15 protein-coding genes are annotated in these 18,306 nt (G+C 46.9%); 8 read left to right on the forward strand and 7 right to left on the reverse strand.

Annotation, left to right across the window (positions count from 1 at the left end; translation table 11 throughout):
• The first annotated feature begins 98 nt into the window (after positions 1–98).
• Positions 99–986, forward strand: a complete 888-nt coding sequence (locus RIF36_RS14550; RefSeq protein ID WP_350122383.1) for a dienelactone hydrolase family protein — start codon at positions 99–101, stop codon at positions 984–986.
• Positions 987–1,309: 323 nt separating this feature from the next.
• On the opposite strand, the gene RIF36_RS14555 is transcribed toward RIF36_RS14550, so the two are convergent.
• The 3 genes from RIF36_RS14555 to RIF36_RS14565 form a co-directional block, all read right to left on the reverse strand.
• Positions 1,310–1,744 carry a YybH family protein gene (locus tag RIF36_RS14555; protein ID WP_350074090.1) on the reverse strand — a complete coding sequence of 145 codons (435 nt, stop codon included), beginning with the start codon at positions 1,742–1,744 and terminating at the stop codon, positions 1,310–1,312.
• A 100-nt stretch (positions 1,745–1,844) separates the two neighbouring features.
• On the reverse strand, positions 1,845–2,369 hold the full coding sequence (locus RIF36_RS14560; RefSeq protein WP_350122385.1) for a DinB family protein: 525 nt from the start codon (positions 2,367–2,369) through the stop codon (positions 1,845–1,847).
• A 255-nt stretch (positions 2,370–2,624) separates the two neighbouring features.
• On the reverse strand, positions 2,625–3,548 hold the full coding sequence (locus RIF36_RS14565; RefSeq protein WP_350122387.1) for a phosphatase PAP2 family protein: 924 nt from the start codon (positions 3,546–3,548) through the stop codon (positions 2,625–2,627).
• A gap of 211 nt (positions 3,549–3,759) precedes the next feature.
• On the opposite strand from RIF36_RS14565, the gene RIF36_RS14570 reads away from it, so the two are divergent.
• The 6 genes from RIF36_RS14570 to RIF36_RS14595 all read left to right on the forward strand — a co-directional run bounded on the left by RIF36_RS14570 (position 3,760) and on the right by RIF36_RS14595 (position 8,564).
• The gene (locus RIF36_RS14570; RefSeq protein ID WP_350122389.1) at positions 3,760–4,419 is read left to right on the forward strand and encodes a TetR/AcrR family transcriptional regulator; all 660 of its coding nucleotides are present in this window, start codon (positions 3,760–3,762) and stop codon (positions 4,417–4,419) included.
• A 4-nt stretch (positions 4,420–4,423) separates the two neighbouring features.
• The gene (locus RIF36_RS14575) at positions 4,424–5,275 is read left to right on the forward strand and encodes an ABC transporter ATP-binding protein (RefSeq protein ID WP_350122391.1); all 852 of its coding nucleotides are present in this window, start codon (positions 4,424–4,426) and stop codon (positions 5,273–5,275) included.
• Entirely contained in the window at positions 5,272–5,970 is a 699-nt protein-coding gene (locus RIF36_RS14580) for a fluoroquinolone export ABC transporter permease subunit (protein ID WP_350122393.1), read from the forward strand. Before RIF36_RS14575 ends, RIF36_RS14580 begins: the two co-directional genes overlap by 4 nt.
• 3 nt (positions 5,971–5,973) lie before the next feature.
• The gene (locus RIF36_RS14585; protein ID WP_350122395.1) at positions 5,974–6,684 is read left to right on the forward strand and encodes an Rv2686c family ABC transporter permease subunit; all 711 of its coding nucleotides are present in this window, start codon (positions 5,974–5,976) and stop codon (positions 6,682–6,684) included.
• A gap of 81 nt (positions 6,685–6,765) precedes the next feature.
• Positions 6,766–7,341, forward strand: coding sequence for an RNA polymerase sigma factor SigZ (gene sigZ, locus RIF36_RS14590; protein WP_350122397.1), 576 nt, complete (start codon positions 6,766–6,768; stop codon positions 7,339–7,341).
• 248 nt (positions 7,342–7,589) lie between these two features.
• Positions 7,590–8,564: a sugar phosphate isomerase/epimerase family protein gene (locus RIF36_RS14595; protein ID WP_350122399.1), complete on the forward strand. Its 975-nt coding sequence runs from the start codon at positions 7,590–7,592 to the stop codon at positions 8,562–8,564.
• Between the two features lie 75 nt (positions 8,565–8,639).
• On the opposite strand, the gene RIF36_RS14600 is transcribed toward RIF36_RS14595, so the two are convergent.
• The 4 genes from RIF36_RS14600 to RIF36_RS14615 form a co-directional block, all read right to left on the reverse strand.
• Entirely contained in the window at positions 8,640–9,656 is a 1,017-nt protein-coding gene (locus RIF36_RS14600) for an aldo/keto reductase (RefSeq protein ID WP_350122401.1), read from the reverse strand.
• A 171-nt stretch (positions 9,657–9,827) separates the two neighbouring features.
• On the reverse strand, positions 9,828–14,060 hold the full coding sequence (locus RIF36_RS14605; protein WP_350122403.1) for a hybrid sensor histidine kinase/response regulator transcription factor: 4,233 nt from the start codon (positions 14,058–14,060) through the stop codon (positions 9,828–9,830).
• 352 nt (positions 14,061–14,412) lie between these two features.
• A complete protein-coding gene (locus tag RIF36_RS14610; protein ID WP_350122405.1) occupies positions 14,413–15,936 on the reverse strand; it encodes a TolB family protein in 1,524 nt (507 codons plus the stop codon).
• A 469-nt stretch (positions 15,937–16,405) separates the two neighbouring features.
• Positions 16,406–17,311, reverse strand: a complete 906-nt coding sequence (locus tag RIF36_RS14615; RefSeq protein ID WP_350122407.1) for a sugar phosphate isomerase/epimerase family protein — start codon at positions 17,309–17,311, stop codon at positions 16,406–16,408.
• Between the two features lie 149 nt (positions 17,312–17,460).
• Here RIF36_RS14615 and RIF36_RS14620 point away from each other — a divergent pair, with 149 nt between their 5' ends.
• Positions 17,461–18,306, forward strand: coding sequence for a polysaccharide deacetylase family protein (locus RIF36_RS14620; RefSeq protein WP_350122409.1), 846 nt, complete (start codon positions 17,461–17,463; stop codon positions 18,304–18,306).

The following is an 18,306-nucleotide window of genomic DNA, read 5'->3' on the forward strand; positions in this document are numbered from 1 at the left end:
CCTGTTCCAATGCCCTGGAGCGTATCTTCACAAATTTGCTTCTATGATCAAAACCCAATAAATCATATATTGTCTATCATTCACCGATAACTACAATCATGGACGAAATAAAAAAGGAAGACATCAAGCAGGAAGTATTTGACTTGTACGACTACTATGTGCACAACAAGATCGACCGCAGGGAATTTGTCGAGAAAATATCCTTCTATGCAGTGGGCGGCCTAACGGTGCCTGCCATGCTCAACTTTTTGATGCCCAAGTACCAGCAAACCCTACAGGTGCCTGTCGATGACCCAAGGTTGAAGACAGAAACCGTGGGCTACAATTCCCTCAAAGGAGCCGGTAAAATGCAGGGGCAGCTTTCGAGGCCTGTAAAGGCTAAAGGCAAACTTCCTGGCATTGTAGTAGTACACGAAAACAGGGGGCTCAATCCTCACATTGCGGATGTAGGCCGCAGGGCGGCGCTGGAAGGCTTTATCTCTATGTCTCCTGACGCATTGTTTCCCCTTGGCGGCTACCCTGGCAATGATGATGATGGCCGGGAGATGCAACGCAAGCGTGACCGTGATGAAATGCTCGAAGACTTTATCGCTGCCTATGATTACCTGAAAGGTCACCCTGAATGCAATGGCAAAATCGGCGTGGTGGGCTTTTGCTTCGGTGGCTGGATTTCTAACATGATGGCCGTGAAGATTCCGACACTAAAAGCTTCTGTGCCTTTCTACGGCGGACAACCCACAGCGGAAGAAACAGCGCAGATCAAAGTGTCTATGCTTATACAATATGCAGGTTTAGATACCCGAGTGAATGAAGGCTGGCCTGCTTACGAAACAGCCTTGAAAGCCAACAAAGTGGACTACCAGGTATACATATACCCTGATGTGAACCACGGCTTCCACAACGACTCAACACCGAGGTATGACAAGGAGGCCGCTGTGCTGGCCTGGGGAAGAACGGTGGAGTTTTTTAAGAAGAAGTTGGGGTGAAGGAAGACCGGGGTCGGAAGACGGAAGTTCAGGCGTCGGTACGATAGCGACGGGAAGTGCGAGGGAGATCGTCAGCCGCCGGGTTAAACAGCAAAAGTTCGGGGAAGACGGAAGACCGTAGTCGGAAGCCTGGAGATCAGGCGTCGGCACGGTAGCAATGGGAAGTGGGGAGGAAACCGTCAGCCGCCGGGTCGGAATGAATGAAGAAGTGCCAGCGGTCACTGCAAGCGTCTTGGGGATGTCGTTCCACGTCTGCTAGCTCCTCCGTCGCCTCAACTTGACGCCGATATGGAGGCTTCGGCAGAACCAGCCAGCCAATAAGCTTACCCCGCCGGCAGCATATTCCGAATCGCTGAAATCCGCCATTTGCCTTTTTGCTTTACCACTACAAATGTGCTCCACATCTTCCGTTCGGAGCCATCGGGATTCTTTATTTCGTAACGACAGTCGGCGATGGCGCCCTCTGAGCCCAGGTATCGGATTTTGTCAATGGTAAGCGTACGGTCACCAGGATTGCTGCTGGAGCTGCGCATCATGCCATCAATAGCCACCCGAATGCCAATTCGCCATTCGCCGTTAGACACCAGCTGATCAATATCCTCGGTAAGGATGTTCTTCAGCAGCACAGTGTCTTTGGTTTCCCTCGCCTCGGAGTATTGATCAATGAGCCTGGTGATTGCCTTGTCATTTTCAGTAGCCTGCCCAGAGGCAAACTGAAATAGGAACACGCATAGAACGGCTAACAAAGGAGCTTTCATTGTCTTCTATTTGGTAAGTAAAGTCAATTTAAGCATTTAACTGTAAAACCATTCCCTCGGCAAGAACTACCGGCGCAAAGCCTTGTAGCGAAAACGGATGCTACGATTGCATGACCCTCAGGTATTCCACCCAAGGCCCCACTTCGGCTTTGTATTGTTTGGCCATTACTCGCACAATCTGGCCAATATGATTCAAATCGTGAGCGACCCAGGTCGCCAGCAGCTGTGCCAGCGTTACCTGACCAAAAGCCGGATGGATGCCTGTTTTAGCAAGGTCATCGTCGCTGATACCCATCGCACGAAGTCGCTCCATATTGCTCTTGCGTAGCGTGCTAAACTCCTGCAAAAGCTGCTGCAGCGTCTTCTTCCCGCTTTCTCCCATTTGGGCGAAGCGGTCAAACGGTTGAAAATGCTTGTCTGCCTCAGGCGAAAGAATAATGTCTGCCCTGGGAATCCAGTCCGTTTTCTCCCCGTGGATCAGGTGCCCAACCACATCATAGGCACTCCAGCTCTCCCCTCCTTCATTGCTGGAAGTCCAGTCAGCCGAGAGGCCGCTCAACAAGCTATTGAGCACTCCTGGTGTGCGTTCCAGGATTTCAATTGCTTTTTTAAAATCAAATTTCATTTTGCGAATGTGTTTCTTGCTAAATGACCCTGCGGTGCTTCTTTCAAGCAACTCGCCGTCATCTTATATCTCAAATTTCAGGAATTTTAACCTATCCTGAGCAAAGGCCTGGTCTATAGTTTGCATTCGAGTGATGACAAAAAGTGACTGGTAGCTACAAAGGTACTTATCAGGCCTTGTGCTTATTCTGAACTGCGACCCCCACTTGCTTTTCTACTCTGCCGCCATCGCCATCAGCATAGACAAACTGCGGCATTAAAAATTCCTTGCCCTCACCCTCGTCCATTCTTCTTTGGCTTTGGCAAAATCTTCCCTGAACTCCGCCGATTCAAACAGTTTGTTCACGAGCTGTCTCGCCAATAGTCTGGAGGCCTCCGAGTCACTTGGGTAATGCACCCCAATCCTTTCTCTTGAATGGGCCATGTCCAGGGCATCCTTAATAAACACATCTTTGAATTCGGGAGCAAGCTCAGAGAAAAGGTAGGCATTCACATACGAATTGGCAGCATGACCACTCGGATAAGCCGGCCAATTGGTTTCCTCGATGTTTTTCAACTTTGGCTCAAGTTTGTAGGGTCGTATCCTGGCGAATTCAATCTTATACTTCCAGATATAAAAGCTGGCATCGGCCCATACATTTGAAACAAGCTGGGTGGTAGCGGGAAGAGAATCGGCATTGAACCAGGTACCTATAGAGCGACCAATAAAATATAAATTGCGGCGCATTCTGGGATACTCCTTATCTCCCGGTTTATATGAGTGACTGAACCAAACAGTGGCCATATAAAGACAGATGTCCATGTCTTCCTTGAAACGCTGCTCCTGCAACGCCAGCAAATAGTCTATCTCTTTTCTTGTTTGTTCAGAGCTGTTGGCGGGGTAAGCTTTGATTTCAAAACTTTCATTCTCAGTGAGATAATAAGGTTTCCGGCTATTTGCCCGCTGTAGGTCATTGTCCGTCAGCGGATATTTCAACCGGTCGATCTCCTCCCCGCTCTCTGACGGCTGCGCATCGAATTTCGAAATGCTTTTGTAGTGACCCCGAACCGGGTCTGGTTGTTTTTCTTTGTACAATTCACTCCCAGCTCCAGTGAGCGGCTGAGCAACCAACGTCGCAACGGAAATAGTCAACATCAAAAAGACGGCACTGCCTGTTCTCCAGAAATAAATGTGGTTCATATTGTAGTTTTTTTTATTTGGAGACGAGGCACTTTATGAAAAGACGCTTCCCGGTTAAAAAAATCTGCAGTTGCCCCTATTCCGATCTCGTCTGGCAAGGTCAAAAAAATCCGGCTTACCCTAACCACAGAAAAAAATATATAAAAAAATGACCGACTAGTCATAATAATTGATTATAATTGTGACTGCATGGTCATAATTAGTCAATACAATGCCAAAAGCCACTTTTAACAAACTGAAGCCAGACAAGAGAAAGCAGTTCACAGACGCCTTCCTCCGTGAATTTGCTCTTCACAGCTACGACGAAGCCTCATTGACTTCGGTGGTATCAGAGCTTGGAATCGCCAAGGGCAGCGTATACCAGTATTTTGCCGATAAGCTGGACCTGTTTACCTATTTGGTGGGAGAATGCGGAGCCGTCAAAGCAAGGTATATTGGCCATTTGAAAAGAACCGACTTCCCCGACTTTTGGCTCTATTTTCGGGCGTTATATGAACATGGTGTAAAGTTTGACCTTGAGAATCCTTTGCAAAGCCATTTTCTCCACAAGCTGGTCGACAACATCAACTCTCCTTCTATCCAACACCTATACAAAAACATGCTAGATCAAACCGTGACTGTCTTTGAAAAAATGGTCGAAAGCGAGATAGCAATAGGGAAGTTCAGAAGGGATATCCCTGCCAAAACTCAGGGTTTCTTCCTTTACAAAGCAAGTCTTGCTATTAACGACCAATTACTGGCACTAGGAGAAATTGACACGAAAAAAAGTATTGAGAAAGGCCTGCCTGTTTTTCATAAAAAGGAAGAGGTGTTGCTCCGAACTGTAGATCAGTACATAGAAATCTTGAAAGCTGCTTTAGACAAAAGATGAAACGATGATAGAGGTAAAAAAACTTGAGTTCACGTATCCGGGTAACGATACCCCAACATTGAAACAACTCAGCTTCGAAATAAAGAGAGGTGAGATCTTCGGTTTTCTCGGCCCGTCAGGGGCTGGCAAAAGCACTGCGCAGAAAATACTTTACAAGACTCTCAACGGCTACAAAGGTGAGGTGATCATAGACGGCAAAGACGTGAACAGCTGGGATCAGTCCTACTTCGAGAATATTGGAGTGGGTTTTGAGCTGCCCAATCACTATTTGAAGCTTACAGGAAAAGAGAACCTGGCTCTGTTTGCTTCCTTCTACCGTAAAAACAAGCCGGCTGACCTTCTGCATTTGTTTGAAATGGTAGGCCTTGAGAAGGACATGGACAAGGCTGTGGAAACCTACTCGAAAGGCATGAAAATGCGCCTGAATTTTATCAGAGCGATCCAACACGATCCGGACATCCTCTACTTTGACGAGCCCACCTCCGGCCTCGATCCGGTAAATGCGCAGATTATAAGAAAACATATTATGAGGTTGAAAGAGGCTGGAAAAACCATCTTCATCACCACACATAGCATGCACACCGCAGATGAGCTTTGTGACAGGGTGGGGTTTATTGTGGATGGCGAACTGCGGATCACCGACACACCCGAAAGGCTGAAAGCAAAGTATGGTAAACAGGCGGTGGAAGTCCAGCTAGCAGATGGCCAAATGCAGGAGTTTCCATTGGCTAAACTTGGTGAAAGTACTGCCTTTGCTGCCTTTATCAGGCTTGGAGAGGTAAGCAAGATTCACACCATGGAAGCCAGCCTGGAAGAGGTTTTTATTAAGGTAACTGGAAAATCTTTGAAAGCATGATAACACTCGGCCAGCAACTCAAGTGGCAATTCATTTTGCTGCAAAAAAATAACATCATTGGCATTAGCCTGGGGGTGACACTCATTTATGGCATAGTTCTCTATTTCTTGAGGTCGTGGGGAAGTCTGAATGAGCTTCTCGTGTTCCTCGTGCTCAACGACCCTTCAGTTATAGGCTATTTTTTTGTCGCACTGGCCATTTACACCGAAAAGAAGCACCAAATTCTCCCGGCTATCTTCGTTTCACCCATCAATTTGCACCACTACCTTCTTTCAAAAGTCCTGTCTCTGTCGATTGTAGGCCTGGTCTGTTCTCTTGGGCTCGCCTTTTCAGTAAAAGGGCTGTCTTTCGACATTCTCTCGTACGCTATCGGGGCTTTTTCCATCTGCGTGCTATCCGCTTTATTAGGTATTGCTATGCTGACCTTTGCCGATGAGTTTCTCAATTTTGCCATGCTGTCTATTCCTGTATTCATGGTCTTCGTCAACTTGCCTGTCCTTCACTATCTTGGCGCCGTCGACCTTGGCCTTTTTGTGAATATCTTTCCTGTGCAGGCCAGCCTTTCACTCATTGCCGACTCGCTGGTGGACGGTGCCCGCCCGACGGTGTTGTCGTACCTCCCCGTAATCATCTGGCCTCCTCTGTTTTACCTGTTGGCCTTCCGCTTATTCAACAAAAAACTGATCCACCACTAAGTTATGAAGACAGTTATTAAGCTCGCCGTCACAGACTTTAAGCTCATTTTCAGGAGTCCCTCTTTGCGTGGTTTTCTGGTGCTGCCAATTCTACTTTATGCGCTCATTGTTTGGTTTGTACCAGGCCTCGTCGAAAAATATGACTTCCTTGCCCCCTATTTACCAGTATTTCTGGTCGTTGGGGTAATAGAAAACACGCAGACATTTTGCTTCATCAGCAGCATGGTGCTGATTGATGAGAAGGAAACTGAAGTCGCCAGGCTTTATGGCGTAGTGCCGCTCACTCATATCCAATACCTTTTTTCAAGAATGCTTATCCCCTTTCTGTTCACCGTTTTGCTAAATGTCGGTCTGCTGGCGGTGCAGCCCTTCTATCCGATCCACTGGGCGGCTAACCTGGCCATCTCACTACTAACAGCTAGTGTGGTGCCAGTGTATGTTTTGGGCATCAATGCGCTTGTGAAAAGCAGAATGGAAGGGCTGATTTACATCAAAGCTTTTAACATAGGCGTTCTGGTGCCTGTGGTAGCTTTTTTTCTCCCCCAACATTTTAGTGCGGCTTTCGGCATCTTCCCTACGCACTGGATCTTCCAAAGTATAGCCAATGTTACTGCAGGTCTGCCGATTGTTGGCGTTATCACTATCGGCTCCACTTATTTCTTGTTGTTGTTGATCTTTGTGTCAAAAGCCTTTTTGAAAAAACACTTTATTTAAGTGCACATTGTTTGAAAAATTTACCAGAGAATAGCGTCTTTTTTTCTATTGCATCGTCTATATTAAATGAACACAACCGACATGCACACGACCGAATTCATCTGGACATCCTTTCACAAAGAGCTACATGCGTTCATCCGGCACTCGCTGAAAGACGAAATGGCCAGTGATGACGTGTTGCAGGATGTCTTTGTAAAAATCCACACCAGGCGGCATACACTGAAAGATGAGGGAAAACTGGTGAGCTGGGTGTGGCAAATCACACGAAACACGGTGCTGGATCATTTCAGGACAAAAAAGCAATTCACCGAGCTGCCTGATGACCTCGTATTGCAGCAAGAGGAGAATCCATTCAATGCCACGTTTGCCCAATGCATGTCACCTTTTATCCACAACCTTTCTTCTCTGCACAAAGAAGCCATTAAAAAAGTAGACATTGAGGGGATGCCACAAAAACAGTTTGCTGAACAAGAGGGCATTAGCTATACGGCTGCCAAATCGAGGGTGCAGCGAGCAAGGCTTCACCTGAAAGACTTGTTTTTAGAATGCTGCACTATTCCAGCCGACAAGTATGGGAATATCCTCGACATGATCCCTCAAAAAAATTGCCGCTGCAAGGAGCGTCCTTCTCCCCATGCCCTCGTCTCTTCTATGTAAACCAAAACATGTATTATTATGGGAGACGATTGTTGTGGTGGAGGCTGCTGCGGAGGCGGTAGCTCTACAGGATGCTGCTAATCTGAAAAGACAGCATTTCGAAAATGAAGGAGGCCGGGAGGTCTCCTTTTTTTGTTTTGCAATAAAGCCATATCTGGTTATAGACAAAGTTCGATGCGCATGACTAAATCCCGAATAATTAGATAAACGGCTTACCCTGATCTCGTCAAATATTTTAAATTAGCTAAATGAAAACACCTACCTACTCCCGCCGCAGTGCACTTATATACCTTGGTGGCACCGCCGGCCTCATGGCATTACCATCGTTTGGGTTTAGCCACCCCACTACATCTCTCATTGAAGACAGCGCCACCGGCATACTGAAGAGTGCCGCAGGCGACTTCATTCCCTGCCTCAACATGGCCACAATAATGGGGCATAATCTGGGTTTTGTCAAGGAACTCGAAACAGCGTCCAAAGGCGGCTTCCGGGCTGTAGAAATATGGATTCCTACCCTGCAAAAGTACCTCGATGGTGGCGGAACGATCAAAGAAGCGGCCAAAATCATCAAAGACCTTGGCATCAGTGTTGAAAATACCATCGGCTTTGCGCAGTGGATAGTGGACGACGAAGCTACCCGAAACAAAGGGTTGGAACAGCTAAAGAAAGAAATGGATATGCTGGCACAGCTAGGATGCAAGCGTATTGCAGCGCCACCGTCGGGTGCCACGGCTGAGGCGGGCCTCGATTTGTACAAAGCAGCCGAGCGGTATCGAACCATTCTGGAAATGGGAGATCAGTCGGGCGTTGTTCCTCAACTGGAGATTTGGGGGCATTCCAAAAACCTTCACAAGCTCAGCCAGGCATTGTTTGTGGCTGCGGAGTCGGGCCACGCATCTGCGTGTATCAATCTGGATATCTTCCACTTGTACAAAGGAGGTTCCAGCTACGACACGCTGCAAATAGCCAATCCACTGTCAGTTCAGGTGCTGCACGTGAATGACTATACCGACATTCCAAGGGATGTTGTGAAAGATGGAGACAGGATATATCCCGGAGAAGGGCTGGCACCCACCAAGAAAATACTCCAGGCATTTCAATCGCCAAAAAGGCCGCTGATTCTGTCGTTAGAAGTCTTCAACAAAGAATATTGGGCGCAGGATGCGCTGGAAGTGTGTAAAACCGGACTGGCGAAAGTGAAGGCAATCGCCCAGGGACTCTGATTTAAGCCGGTTATATCATCATTCTAACAATAGAAGCCGCCTCCCAGGACTTGCCAGGAGGTGGCTTCTTAGGTTTTAGGCAGTCAAAATTGCTTTAACCTTCTTCACTTCCACATCAGAAAACGAAGTGTTCTCCAAAGTCTTTGCATTGTCTACCAGCTGTTCAATTTTGCTTACGCCAACAAGTACCGACGTCACGGCTTTGTTGTGAAGCAGCCAGGCAATGGCCATTTGCGACAATGACTGTCCCCTCTCCTGCGCTACTTTGTTCAGTTCTTTGATCTTGGGCAGGTTTTTCTCGACCGTTTCCTTTTCCAGGTAGGTCATGCCCTGCCCCGCCCTTGAATCAGCTGGAATACCGTTCAGGTACTTATTGCTCAGCATGCCCTGCTCCAGTGGGCTAAAGGCAATACAGCCAACGCCACCTTCGGTCAGCACATCCAGCAAGCCATCTTCTACCCAACGGTCAAGCATCGAGTAGCGGGCCTGGTGGATCAAACATGGCGTGCCAAGCTCCTTCAAAATGGCAATGGCTTTTTTGGCTTCCGCCGCAGGGTAATTGGAAATACCCACGTACAAAGCCCTTCCCGACCGGACAATGAAATCAAGTGCTCCCATGGTCTCTTCCAGCGGCGTATGTGGATCAGGCCTGTGGTGATAGAACAGGTCAACATAATCCAGGTTCATTCGCTTAAGGCTCTGATCAAGACTGTTGACCAGATATTTACGTGAGCCAAAGTTACCATAAGGGCCCGGCCACATGTCGTAGCCAGCTTTGCTGGAAATGAACAGCTCGTGGCGGTAAGGCTTGAAGTCGTCGTTGTACATACGGCCAAAATTGGTCTCGGCTGAACCGAATGGAGGGCCATAATTATTAGCAAGGTCAAAATGATTGATGCCCATGTCGAACGCCTTGCGAAGCAAAAGCTGAGCATTGAGCAGGTTGTCCTTGTGTCCAAAGTTGTGCCACAGGCCCAACGAAATTTCAGGAAGGAGAATGCCACTTCTGCCCGAGCGGCGGTACTTCATGCTCTTGTAACGGGCATCGCTGGGTAAGTAAGTGGTTAATCCTGATTTGTCATGTATTTCCATATGTATCTAGTGTATTTACATTTTCAACATGGCCTGAGGCCACAACGCTTTTCTTTGTTTAAAACTCTAGGCTAAAGGTAAACCGCCCTACCGAAAAGTAGTAGCCCTTTCCTAAGAATGTTCCCATTCCATGTTCTGCTCCCCGAAAGACTTCGCCAGTCGCTGAGTAGGTCAAGAATCACGAGCCTCGCTTTCAACCTCAGACTTGTCGCCAGCAAACTGGCTTGCGTACTCCGAAGGGCTGACACCAAAGTACTTTTTGAACCTGTTTCTGAAGTATTGCAGGTCATTGAAGCCCACGGCATACGTAATTTCAGAAACAGTCAGCTGATTTTGATTCAGCATTTGAGCGGCCCTTTTGAGTCTTATCGTTCGAATAAACTCTACGGCAGTTTGGCCGGTTAGCGCCTTCACCTTTCGGTAAAAGTGCATTCTGCTCATCGCCACCTCTCTGCCCAGATCCTCCACCCTGAACTCCGAATCACCAATATTGTCTTCAATGGTTTTCAACACCTTTTTCATGAAAACTTCATCCAGAGGAGTAATGGTAATCTCTTTAGGTTCCAACACCAGCTTCCGGTTGCCCATAAAGCGCTCCCTCATCAGCTCCCTCGTTTTGATCAGGTTGCGTACTCTTACCTCCAAAAACCTGGAATCGAAAGGCTTGGTGATGTAGTCGTCGGCCCCTGTTTCCAGGCCCGTGAGTTTATCCTCCAAATCAGCCTTGGCTGTGAGCAGTATCACTGGCACATGACTTATCCGACTATCCGTTTTTACCAAATGGCACATTTCCACTCCATCCATCAATGGCATCATGATGTCAGAAATGATAAGGTCTGGTACCAGCTCGATGCATTTTTCCAGCCCTATTTTCCCATTTGCAGCATCAATAATTTCATAGCTGTGCTCCAGACTTTCTTTCATGTAGGTACGCAAGTCTGCATTGTCCTCCACTATCAGCACCAGCGGTTTACCCTCTTTGGGGTCGGTCTTCACAATAGCAGCCTCACCAGTGTTCTGCTTGTCTCTTTCTTCCAACTCTTCCACCACATGACCGATGCTCACGGCTCCGACCTTTTCTGGCTCCACAATTTCACTGTCCTGCAAATGCGCTTTGCCCATAGGGATGAGCACTTTGAAGCACGAACCCTCACCAAGCGTACTTTTTACTGATATCCTTCCCCTGTGCAACTCCACCAGCTCCCGGGTAAGCGAAAGGCCTATGCCAGTGCCCTCCTGGTCACCGTGATGGTCAACATCCGCCTGGTAAAACCTGTCAAAAACTGACTGCAAATGTTCCCTGGGGATTCCGACGCCGCAGTCTTTGACTGTGATTTGCACAAACTCCCCGCCTACATCGCTATCAGTCATTTCCATCGAAATCCGGCTCACATTGAGCGAGATTTCTCCCTCAATGGTAAACTTGAAGGCATTCGACAGCAGGTTCGTTACTATCTTTTCAATTTTATCATGATCAATATATGCTTCCAGGGGAGCGTTCGGATGGTTGTAAGAGTAGGAGAGCTTTTTTTGAGTGGCGTAAGACGAAAAAGACGCTGCGATTGGTTTCAAAAACTCGACGACATCGGTTCGGCTGGCCTCCAGCTTCATACTGCCACTCCCCAGCTTTGACAAGTCAAGCAGTTGATTGATCAATCTTAGCAACCTCTCTCCGCTTCTGATCATGACGCCGTACTGCTTTCTTACGTCGCCACGAAATGCCCCTGAGTACATGGACTTTAATGGGCTTAGCATCAAAGTGAGCGGGGTTCTGAATTCGTGTGATATATTGGCAAAAAAGTTGGATTTCATAGCATCCATTTCTTGCATTTTCGTCAGCTCCATGTGCTCGAGCCTCAAATCGCTTTTGAGTCTTTCTCTGTAGATAAGCACTTGTCGATACCACAGAAGCAGTCCAATCCCAATGCATACATACACTGCATAGGCCCACCAGGTAGCCCACCACGGGGGTGTTACTATTATTCTTAACGAAGCCCCTTCTTCATTCCAAAGACCATCATTATTGGAAGCCTTTACCCTAAAAACGTAGTCGCCGTGAGGCACCTTGGTGTAGCTGGCAGTGCGCTGAGTGCCAGCCTCGTGCCAGTGCTCATCATATCCTTCCAGCATATAAGAGTAGCTGTTTTTAAATGCCTGAGAATAGTTAAGCGCCGCAAATTCAAAGCTAAATTCGTTTTGGTGATAGGTCAGTGTTATTTCTTTTGTATCGATAATGTTTTGTGCCAAAACTGAGCCTTTTGCTCCCGGCCTCACTTCTTCATTGTATATCCAAAAGTTGGTGATGTACACGGGTGGTATGTGTGGATTCTCCTTTACCTCTCCCGGATAGAATGAATTAAAACCATTTACCCCACCAAAAAAGAATTCGCCGGACTGGCTTTTCAAATAGGCGCCCCTCACAAACTCCTGCTCCTGTAGCCCGTCTGCGGTGTTATAGTTTTTGAAGCTCCTACTTTCAGGATCGAATTCACTGATTCCCTGATTGGTGCTGATCCAAAACTTGCCCCGCTCATCTTCCAAAATTCCGTTGACTACATTATCGGCAAGCCCATCATTTTTGCGAAAAGTTTCGAAGGTTCCTTTTTCGTAGTCAAACTTGTTAAGACCTGCCCAGGTGCTGACCCATAGGGTGCCTTTGGTGTCCTCATAAATAGCGTTTACCACATTGCTGCTGAGGGTGGTAGAGTCCTTGGGGTTGTTGGTGTAGGTTTTAAAAACCGGCTCTCCATCGCCAGCAAACGTCATTTGTAAAAGACCTCCTCCTTCAGTTCCAATCCAGATGTTATCCCGACTGTCTTCAAACATCGTAAACACCCTGTTGTGACTCAAAGATTCGGGGTCATCAGGATTCACTTCGTAATGCACAAATGTGCCCGTCTTCCTATCAAACAGATCCAGTCCTTCATAGAATGCACCCACCCACAGTCTACGCTGACTGTCTTCAAAAATCGAAAACACATAGTTCGATCCTATGCTTGAAGCATCATCTGGATCACTTTCAAATCGCTGAAAGGTGCCTGTTTTTTTATCAAACCTATTGAGTCCGCCCTCCCAGGTGCCTGCCCAAAGATCTCCGTAGCTATCGATCTCCAAAGAAATGACAGAATTACTCCCGATACTTTTGGGGTCATTGATGTCGTGCACATAGCTTTTTACCTCGTTGGTTTTCCTGTTAAAATGGTTCAGGCCGCCACCGTCGGTTCCTATCCATAAGTTGCCCTCCTTGTCTTCTACAAAACAGATGATATCATTATTAGCCAGGGTATGCCCCCCCGATGGCGGCAAAATATGATGAATGAACTTTGTCTGATACTGATCCCATTTATTCAAACCCCTGTTGCGGGCAGCCAGCCACATGGTGCCAATATTGTCTTTGTAAACTGCCCAAATCGAGTTAGCACCTACACTTGTTGGGTCGAGTGGATTGGGCCAAAAGTTGGAAAACTGCCCGGTTTGCTTGTCGTAGATCGACAATCCACCGTTCTCCATTCCAAGCCAAAGCCGGTTATAGTTGTCCTCGCTGATGCTAAGCACAATGTTGTGCACCAGGCCAGTTGGATCTACAATATTGGGCATCAGTCTTTGAAACTCTACACCATTATCTTTTGGCACCAGGCGGCTGAGGCCCTCTCGTGTACCAATCCAAATTTGCCCGTCACTGTCTTTCAAAAATGAGTTCAGGTAGTTACTGGAAAGGCTCTTTACATTGCCAGGCTCATGACGGTGATGAATAAACCTTTGTCCGCCAGTGTCAAACCTGTCCAGTCCGCCACCGTAAGTCGCCACCCAAATATTGCCGTTGCTATCTTCGCAAATTGACCTTACGTGGTTGTTGGCCAAACTCAGGGGGTCTTTTATGTCATTCTTAAAATGCTTGAAAGCTTTTGAGTCGGCATACACCACATTCAACCCCCCACCCTCGGTACCAATCCAAACATTGTCGTGGCTATCGATGAACAGATCTGTCACCCAATTGTCGGAGAGACTTTCGGGGTCATTGGGTTTAGTTTGGAAACGGGTGAAGTTGTCGGAGTTTCTGTTGTAGAGATTCAGTCCAGCGTCCATTGTCCCCACCCAAATATTGCCATCCTTGTCCTCTGCCATGCAGTTTACAAAGCTGCTGCTCAGCGAGGTGCTGTCTCCATGGATATACTCATATACCTTAAACTCAATCCCATCATATTGATTCAGTCCGTTTCGGGTGCCAAACCACAAAAAGCCATGCTGGTCCTGGATGATGCTCGTTACTGACTTCTCTGAAAGACCGTCAGTGAGCTGTTCAAACTTAATATTGCTTGTCAGCGCAGAGTTGTTTTGGGCGTTGGCCCATTTGGTCGCAACCTGACACAAAGCAATCAAAACGAAATACCTTATCCACCCCATTCTCTTCAATATTGCTATCGTTATTGAAAAATTCGCCACTCTGTAAAGATCAGGAAAAATCCAGACCCATAAAGGCACCTTTTTTTAAAACATTTATAATATCCCCAATAATAGCATCACTTCAAGTGCTTTTTTCAGAAGGTTACAAATACCGTGGTCTTTTGAAAGAAGTGTAGGCAAGTTTGGGCAATGCAATAGTTTACTTTGTATTGAGTATATTATGTATCAATGTAGAGAAACAAAAATGCCCGGAAACTAGCCGGGCACTTTTGTTAACGACATTTTATGTTTACCAAACTTACTAGTAGCACATTGTAGCTGATGAATTTCCAATTTCACCGAACTGCGATGCTTACTTTTTTCCTGAGTTACTCACGAAAGCCACAGATTTACTATCGGGCGACCACGATGGTGTATTGATAGTACCCTGCCCTCCGTACATGTAGGCAAGTACCTTTGACTGCCCGCCGGCTGCCGCCATAATTTTCAGCTCAACTCTTTTATACGGTGGGTGGTCATTCACAGGAATCGTTGGAGGAAACGAAATGTAAAGTATCCACTTCCCGTCAGGGGAAATGTGAGGGAACCAGTCGTTGTTGTCGTCGAACGTAAGCTGTTCCTGTCCCGTGCCGTCGGCCTTCATGCGCCAAAGCTGCATAGTACCCGACTGCGACCCGTTGTAATAAATGTATTTACCATCTGGGGAGTACTCGCATCCGTCGACATGGCCATAAGTGAAATTGGTTAGCTGAGTTTCCACCTTTGTCTTAATATTGGCTTTGTAGATATTGTAGCCCTTTGCTTCACCCCGTTGTGCCACATATACCACCTCTTTGTTATTGGGAGCCCATCCATGAAAGTAAGAGGGCGTTTTTTCGGTAACCAAATCCGGAACTCCACCAGTCAACGGCAGCACATACACGGTCGACCCACCACCGGGCAACCCGTCTCTGTGGCTGCTTACCGCCAGCATTTTACCATCAAAGGAAATGCCGTGGTCATTGTTGTTGCGCTTTAGATCGCCAGTATTTAGCTGCTGAGGCTCTCCGCCAGTGAGCGGAATAGTATAAATAGAACCATCCATGTTAAAAAGAAGCTCCCTGCCATCGGGCATCCAATTGGGTGCCTCGAAGCCCTTTTCCTTTTCGTAAATCACGGTTCTTTTACCATCAGCTATTGTCATTGTCTCCAGGCGGGCACCGAGCCAGCCCTCTCTATAAGGATTGTAAGTGGCTGGCAGCGGCTTGTCTATTCTTACATTCCATGCTATTCCTTCCTCTACTACGTCGGGGTTATGCGAGCCCACGAAAATGCCGGCAAACACCTCATCAGGCATATCCGGCATCATGTGTGAGCCAATCAACTGAAGTGGCTCCCCGAAATGGGCGGCCCTCATGATCAATTCCTTACCAGAGCGTTCAAGTTGGATGATTGTATAATTACTTTTCGGCGGAAAAATCTCATCCTGAGGATCTCGCATAAACGCTCCTCGTAACTCCCTCCATTGTAGCACCGTTAGTCCGTCGCCATGAAGAGTGGCGCTGACATGGGCCGCACTCTCATCCAACGATTCTCTCACCATCCAACCAATTTTACGATGGGGATCAACTCCGTCGCCATTGAAACCAAAGTTGGCTGTCAAGATAAAGTCTCCTTTTAGTTTTTGGTGGGCAAAGTGAAACTCGTCCCTTTCAAACCAAATATTGTACCCTGCACCTTTGATAAAATAGGTTTGGGTTTGTTCGTCGTAGGTAGCTCCGCCTTTCTTCTTTGGGTTGCCAACATCCACGTGGTCAGAAAATATTCCGACGGGACTTTGGGCGTTTGTCATGCCAAGTGAAAGCAAAAAGCTTAATAGTAGTAGCTTAATTTTCATGGTGTTGTTCTTAAAATTTATTGCCAGGCAGATCTGGAGTGGCTAAAGAAATGTCCTCTGCGGTCAAGAACACCTTTGCTCTGCTCTGGTAAAGGTGGAGACAATTCGGTCAACGAGTGGATGCCGGATGTAACAATGTAACTGGACATTTTATTTTCTAGGAAGCAGGTCAGCGAAGGCTAAGTTGACACCAATGCCCGGGCAAAGCTATTTGTAACTTTCCCAAGTGGTAAAAAGCCCTAAACCACGTGAAGCTTTTTTACCTAAAAAGAATATATCCACATTTAAATATGAAAGGGCTTCCTCTCCGGCTTAGTTTACGAAAAGGCGGTGTTGGGTGTAAACGAACAAGAACCATAAACGAGTATAAATACATCGAAAGAGGGCGGTAATTACCCGCCCCTTTTTCTTTTGATGGCTGGCGTTAGCGGATTATGGTATTTGAAAGGGAAAAGTGAATTTGCCAGACTTAGGTTGACAAAACTTTATTTAGCTTATCGTATAGCGCTTTTACTTTCTGCTTTGGGTCACCGGTGCCAAGTGTTTCGATGGGTAAATAACCTTTGTAGCTCGATGCTTTAATAATGTCCACCAGCCTTTTCAGGTCTGTCTCCACCTCTTCGCCGTTTTCAAAAATGAGCTCTTTGATTTGCCAGTTGACAGCATAAGGAATAGTCTTCTCAATTTCCTCGTAGGGGTCTCCTACCCGGTAACTGCCTGTGTCCAAAATAAGCCCGAACCACTCTGAGTCGATCATATCCATAATCCTGGTCACGTGCTCGGCCGTTTTGATAAAGTCGTTGTGGTTTTGAATGGCCACTGTGACGCCAAACTTCTTGCCATGATCGATACATTCCTGGATATCTTTCACCATCCAGGCGGCAACGTTATTCCATGAAAAGCCGTCGGGTACTTTTGCGCCAGCAAAAATCCTGACCACAGGGGCACCAAGTTTGGCGGCAGCTTCTATCCAATTCTTAACCAGCTTTACTTCCTCCTTTCTTTTTTCAGGATCGGCCAAGGTAAAATCATTGCGAACACCGGTGCCGCTTATGTCCAACCCCAACCGAAAGGCGTGTCTTTTGATCTCAAACAGATAGTCATCTGGTGGCACACTGGGGTAGCCTTTGAAATAATAAGCGGTGATATCCACAGCAGCAAAACCAACTTCCGAACAGTACTCCAGCATATCGTGCACATCCATGCTGCCATCTGTAAGAGGAGCATTGAAGGAAAACGCATTGAGACTGATTTTCAATTGCGACCCCTTTACCGACAAATCATTCGCAGCAGCAGCCAATGGAGTGCTCAATAGATTTGTCGCCGATAAAGCTGAAAGGCCTAGCGCACCCTTCAAAAGCTGTCTTCTTTTCATGCTATTTATCATGGCTGGGGTATTCATCAATGAGCTACTCACACTTTTGTGCATCAGCGCATTCTCTAAATTAATAAACTTCCATTATTTTACACCTCATTAATACTTTATCTTAGCATTACTTATTTCTAAACCTACCAAAACTGAGCATGATCAGATTATTTCAACCAGCGTTGCTTTTTCTTCTTTTTACCGGCAGCATCCACCTTTCAGCGCAGCGCCTTATTGTTCGTGGAGACGACATGGGATTCTCTCATAGTGGCAATGAAGCGTTGATAAAGACGTTTAAGGAGGGAATAGAAACATCAATCGAAGTGATTGTTCCATCGCCATGGTTTCCTGAAGCCGTTAAAATGCTGGCAGAAAACCCTGGTATTGACGTTGGCATTCACCTGGTGCTCACCAGCGAGTGGGACAATGTGAAATGGCAGCCACTGACCGATGCACCAAGCCTTCGGGACAAGGACGGATACTTCTTCCCAATGATATGGCCGAACAAAAACTATCCGGGGCAAGCAGTGCTGGAAAACGAATTCAGCCTCGATGACATTGAAAAAGAGTGGAGAGCACAGATAGAACTTGCAAAAAAAATGATTCCCCGGCTTAGTCACATCTCGGGCCATATGGGCTGCACAAACCTAAACGATGACGCAGCCGCCATTGCCAAAAAGCTGGCTATTGAATATGATATCGATATTGACACGCAGCAATTGGGCGTGCAGGGTGCCAGGTACGACGGAGATCATGCTACACTTGCAGAAAAGAAAGAAAGCTTCAGTAAAATGCTCAACAAGCTGGAAAAGGGCAAAACCTACATGTTTGTAGAACATCCGGGCATCGACACGCCTGAGCTGAGGGCTATTTCTCACATTGGTTATGAGAACGTGGCCGAAGACCGCCAGGGTGTGACCGACCTGTGGATAGACGAAGACATCAAGGCACTCATTAAGAAAAAGGGCATTCAGCTAATTAGCTACAAGGATCTTGTGAAATAG

The organism is Imperialibacter sp., from assembly GCF_040222815.1.
Classification (GTDB): Bacteria; Bacteroidota; Bacteroidia; order Cytophagales; family Cyclobacteriaceae; genus Imperialibacter.

Coding starts and splice junctions, on each gene's coding strand:
- RIF36_RS14550 (WP_350122383.1), top strand. CDS start 99: ATGGACGAAATAAAAAAGGAAGACATCAAGCAGGAAGTATTTGACTTG.
- RIF36_RS14555 (WP_350074090.1), bottom strand. CDS start 1,744: ATGAAAGCTCCTTTGTTAGCCGTTCTATGCGTGTTCCTATTTCAGTTT.
- RIF36_RS14560 (WP_350122385.1), bottom strand. CDS start 2,369: ATGAAATTTGATTTTAAAAAAGCAATTGAAATCCTGGAACGCACACCA.
- RIF36_RS14565 (WP_350122387.1), bottom strand. CDS start 3,548: ATGAACCACATTTATTTCTGGAGAACAGGCAGTGCCGTCTTTTTGATG.
- RIF36_RS14570 (WP_350122389.1), top strand. CDS start 3,760: ATGCCAAAAGCCACTTTTAACAAACTGAAGCCAGACAAGAGAAAGCAG.
- RIF36_RS14575 (WP_350122391.1), top strand. CDS start 4,424: ATGATAGAGGTAAAAAAACTTGAGTTCACGTATCCGGGTAACGATACC.
- RIF36_RS14580 (WP_350122393.1), top strand. CDS start 5,272: ATGATAACACTCGGCCAGCAACTCAAGTGGCAATTCATTTTGCTGCAA.
- RIF36_RS14585 (WP_350122395.1), top strand. CDS start 5,974: ATGAAGACAGTTATTAAGCTCGCCGTCACAGACTTTAAGCTCATTTTC.
- sigZ (WP_350122397.1), top strand. CDS start 6,766: ATGCACACGACCGAATTCATCTGGACATCCTTTCACAAAGAGCTACAT.
- RIF36_RS14595 (WP_350122399.1), top strand. CDS start 7,590: ATGAAAACACCTACCTACTCCCGCCGCAGTGCACTTATATACCTTGGT.
- RIF36_RS14600 (WP_350122401.1), bottom strand. CDS start 9,656: ATGGAAATACATGACAAATCAGGATTAACCACTTACTTACCCAGCGAT.
- RIF36_RS14605 (WP_350122403.1), bottom strand. CDS start 14,060: ATGGGGTGGATAAGGTATTTCGTTTTGATTGCTTTGTGTCAGGTTGCG.
- RIF36_RS14610 (WP_350122405.1), bottom strand. CDS start 15,936: ATGAAAATTAAGCTACTACTATTAAGCTTTTTGCTTTCACTTGGCATG.
- RIF36_RS14615 (WP_350122407.1), bottom strand. CDS start 17,311: ATGAAAAGAAGACAGCTTTTGAAGGGTGCGCTAGGCCTTTCAGCTTTA.
- RIF36_RS14620 (WP_350122409.1), top strand. CDS start 17,461: ATGATCAGATTATTTCAACCAGCGTTGCTTTTTCTTCTTTTTACCGGC.